The sequence below is a fragment of the Candidatus Thermoplasmatota archaeon genome (assembly GCA_018814355.1).
In the GTDB taxonomy this organism is placed as follows: Archaea; Thermoplasmatota; Thermoplasmata; order UBA10834; family UBA10834; genus COMBO-56-21.
Window position 1 is genome coordinate 1 of record JAHIZT010000065.1, and the last position, 2,976, is coordinate 2,976.

A 2,976-nucleotide genomic window follows, 5' to 3' on the forward strand; every position below is an offset into this window, starting at 1 on the left:
CGCACTCATCAGGCGGACTTCAGGTCGCGGATTTCATCGCTGGCGCCGTCCGAAGGAAGTATGAGGAGGGAGACGACAGCTACTTTCGCATTGTCCTCCCACTGGTAGCACTCGAGGAGAGTCTCAAGCCTTGAAGATACGCACAAGAAATGCAGACCCCGGCCGGATTCTGTCGACGCGCGCCGCATGGTACGCATTTACCGGCCAGGACTTACCTGCGCCGTTCTCATCGCAACGGCTCCTAATAAGGCTTCTGTGTGGATGTAGCCCAATCATCTCGTTCTGAGTCCGATGATATGATTCTCTGTCGGTCCCCGACGTAGAACACGCTCGCCATGAAACGCGACACGGTCCCTCGTATGCAACAGGATGCCGTGTTAGCCTACATGTAATGTCATCTCATTTGGCAACTCATCTAGATTCTGGACCGTGCGCAAATGCTTCGTTTTTGTGGATGAGTCAGGAGACCTTGGATTTGGCAAGGGCTCCACGCGCCACATCACCCTAGCTGCAGTCATCGTAGAGGAGTATTCTCGACTGGAACGAATCCCGCAGAAGTTGCGGAGAAGGCGCCTGAAGAAGAACCTGCTCCGGAAGCCTGAATTGAAGTTTCACAACTCGAGCCCTGAGTTGAGAAAGGCGGTACTGAAGAGGATCGTGGAATTGAACGACGCGCAGGTCGTCTGCGTGACTGTCGACAAGGCGAACGCGAAGGAGGGAGACAAGAGCCACAGAGAGGACATCTACATGCGCGCTTCAGGTGAGCTTGTTCACGAGATTGCGAATCTCGTCAGAGTCCGTGACGAAATGACGATCGTCTTCGATGCAAGACCCTGCAACCGGGACTTCGGAACTGGGTTCGACAGGAGCATCCGAGCACACGTGATCGATGGATATCGAGAATTGGGCTACATCCCACCAGAGGTAAGGGTCAGAAGATTAAACTCCCTGAACTCGAGGGGCTTACAGGTTGCGGACTTTGTGGCAGGGGCGGTTCGAAGGAAGCACGAGGTCGGAGATGCCAGCTATCATGCAATCATTGCGCCCATACTAGCGATGGAAAAACTAATCCAACTATGAGACGACAAAGGTAGCAGACCCTGGCCGGAGTCTTTACCATGCGCCTCATGGCGCATATTTACCGGCCAGGACTTACCTGCTGGTTTCCCATGGTCGCGGTCAGTAATAAGGATTGCGAGCGGATGTAGCTCGAATCATCTCGTTCTAAGTCCGATGATATGATTGCCTGCAGGTCCTCCTACGTAGAACACGTTCGAATCGTTCAGGGCGGCGATGATCCTGTCGGAATCGATGACAACCACCCCGAATGGGAACTCCTGGGCCCCGGTCGAGTTCCAGTCAGTCTCCAGGACATAGAAAGATGATGAGTTCAAATCAATCCCCTCTCTGAGGTCGTACGGCAAGCCCCTATAACCGTTCAGATCGAACAGCCTCGCGCCCGTCTCGGACAGCCTCTGGTCGGATGCGTAGCTCTCCACACCGTGCTCCGAGAACCATTGGACCGCGTCGTACTCGAACCAATAGGTCTGGTTCTCCACCCCGAACAGCTCTTGGCTCGAGTACGCTATCGGCAGCGTTGATGCGCATATTATGACCAGGGAGGCGCCTGCGGCCATACCTATCGCCCTCGCCCTTCCCTTGACGATATACGCGAAGCCTACGCCTATGAGGAGGGCGAACGCGGGTATCACGAAGTCGAACGTGCGGTACACAATCAGCTGCGACATGGCGTCGTTCGAGCGCAGGAGGGCGAATATGATGAGGGACAGAGGCCCCAGGATCATCGCCAATAGCAGGTTCTTTGTCGGCCCCCTGGGCGGGAGGGCGATCCTGGCGCCTTCCCAGGCAGGCACGACGAGTATGAGATACGCGAGGAACGGGACCGCTATGAGGGACGCGGGGCCTGGCAGCCCGGGGAAGACGGGATGGTAGTAGTTGAGCACCATGAGTACGGCGCCTGTCAAGGGGACTGCAAGCCCGAGCGGCAGCCTCGTGAGTGGCCGGTCCATCAGGGACATCCTGACGACCGTGAGCAGCATGAGCGAGGCGACGGCCAGGTAGAGATAGAGGTCGGTGGTGGGGGAGAGGTAGTCTATGTAGGGCAGGTGGACATGCCAGTAGTACAGGACGGCGACGGCCCAGACGGATACGACCGTGACGCCGTCAATGAGCTCCTGTCTGGTGAGCCTGTGCTGGTCCTTCTGCCTGTTTGCGATGTCTATTATGACGGCGAAGGTCACCATCACGAAGAGCACTATCGTGATGTGATGATGAGTGAACGGGGAGAGAAGAAGAGAGAGCGTCAGCAGGAGGCGGTACGGGAGCTCCTGCCTGAGAGGGTAGGCGTAGAGCGCGAAGGCGACGAGGACGAAGCCGAGGCTCTCCTTCCAGGTGCACCCGGAGGAGAAGACGAAGGAGCCCGTGAGGGCGAGGACGAGGGCGGAGGCGATGGCGCCCCTGTGTGTCTTCCAGTGCTGGCGGAAGACGAGGTAGAGGATGGAGACGGATATGGAGCCTAGGAGGGCGGTCATCAGCTGGGAGTTGGAGGCGGGGTCTACGCCGAGCGCGGAGGAGAAGAAGGCGAGCAGGAGAGCGAGCATGGGCATGTCGGGGACGTAAGTCTCATCTGATGAGGGGACCGAGGAGAAGTCGAGGTGGTGGGTGGAGAGGATCTCCCGGATGATCCTGAGCTCGGAGAGGCCGTCTATGTTGTAGGGGAGAGGGCTCCACTGGAGTGAGAGGGAACGTGCGAGAAGGGCGGTGAGGATGATCGCGGGGATGGCGAGGAAAAGGAGGCGGTTGTTGGTTGGAAGAGGTGGCTTTGAGGTCATGGACTGCGAGGCGTCGTAGCCGGTTTCGAGCGTAAAAAGGTTGGCGGGATTGCGGAGCGGCTGTTCTGAGAACTGACTCGACGATTGACGGTGTGCACAAAGGTCGACATTCCTTACGGAGTCC

General features: G+C 57.7%; 2 protein-coding genes. One reads left to right on the plus strand and one right to left on the minus strand.

The annotated features are described in order from the left end of the window. The first annotated feature begins 429 nt into the window (after positions 1–429). Complete coding sequence (locus tag KJ653_04705; protein ID MBU0685132.1) at positions 430–1,080, plus strand: DUF3800 domain-containing protein; 651 nt, start codon at positions 430–432, stop codon at positions 1,078–1,080. A gap of 134 nt (positions 1,081–1,214) precedes the next feature. Here KJ653_04705 and KJ653_04710 read toward each other — a convergent pair. Beyond that, the coding region (locus tag KJ653_04710) for a hypothetical protein (GenBank protein MBU0685133.1) at positions 1,215–2,976 on the minus strand (1,762 nt) is incomplete at its 5' end.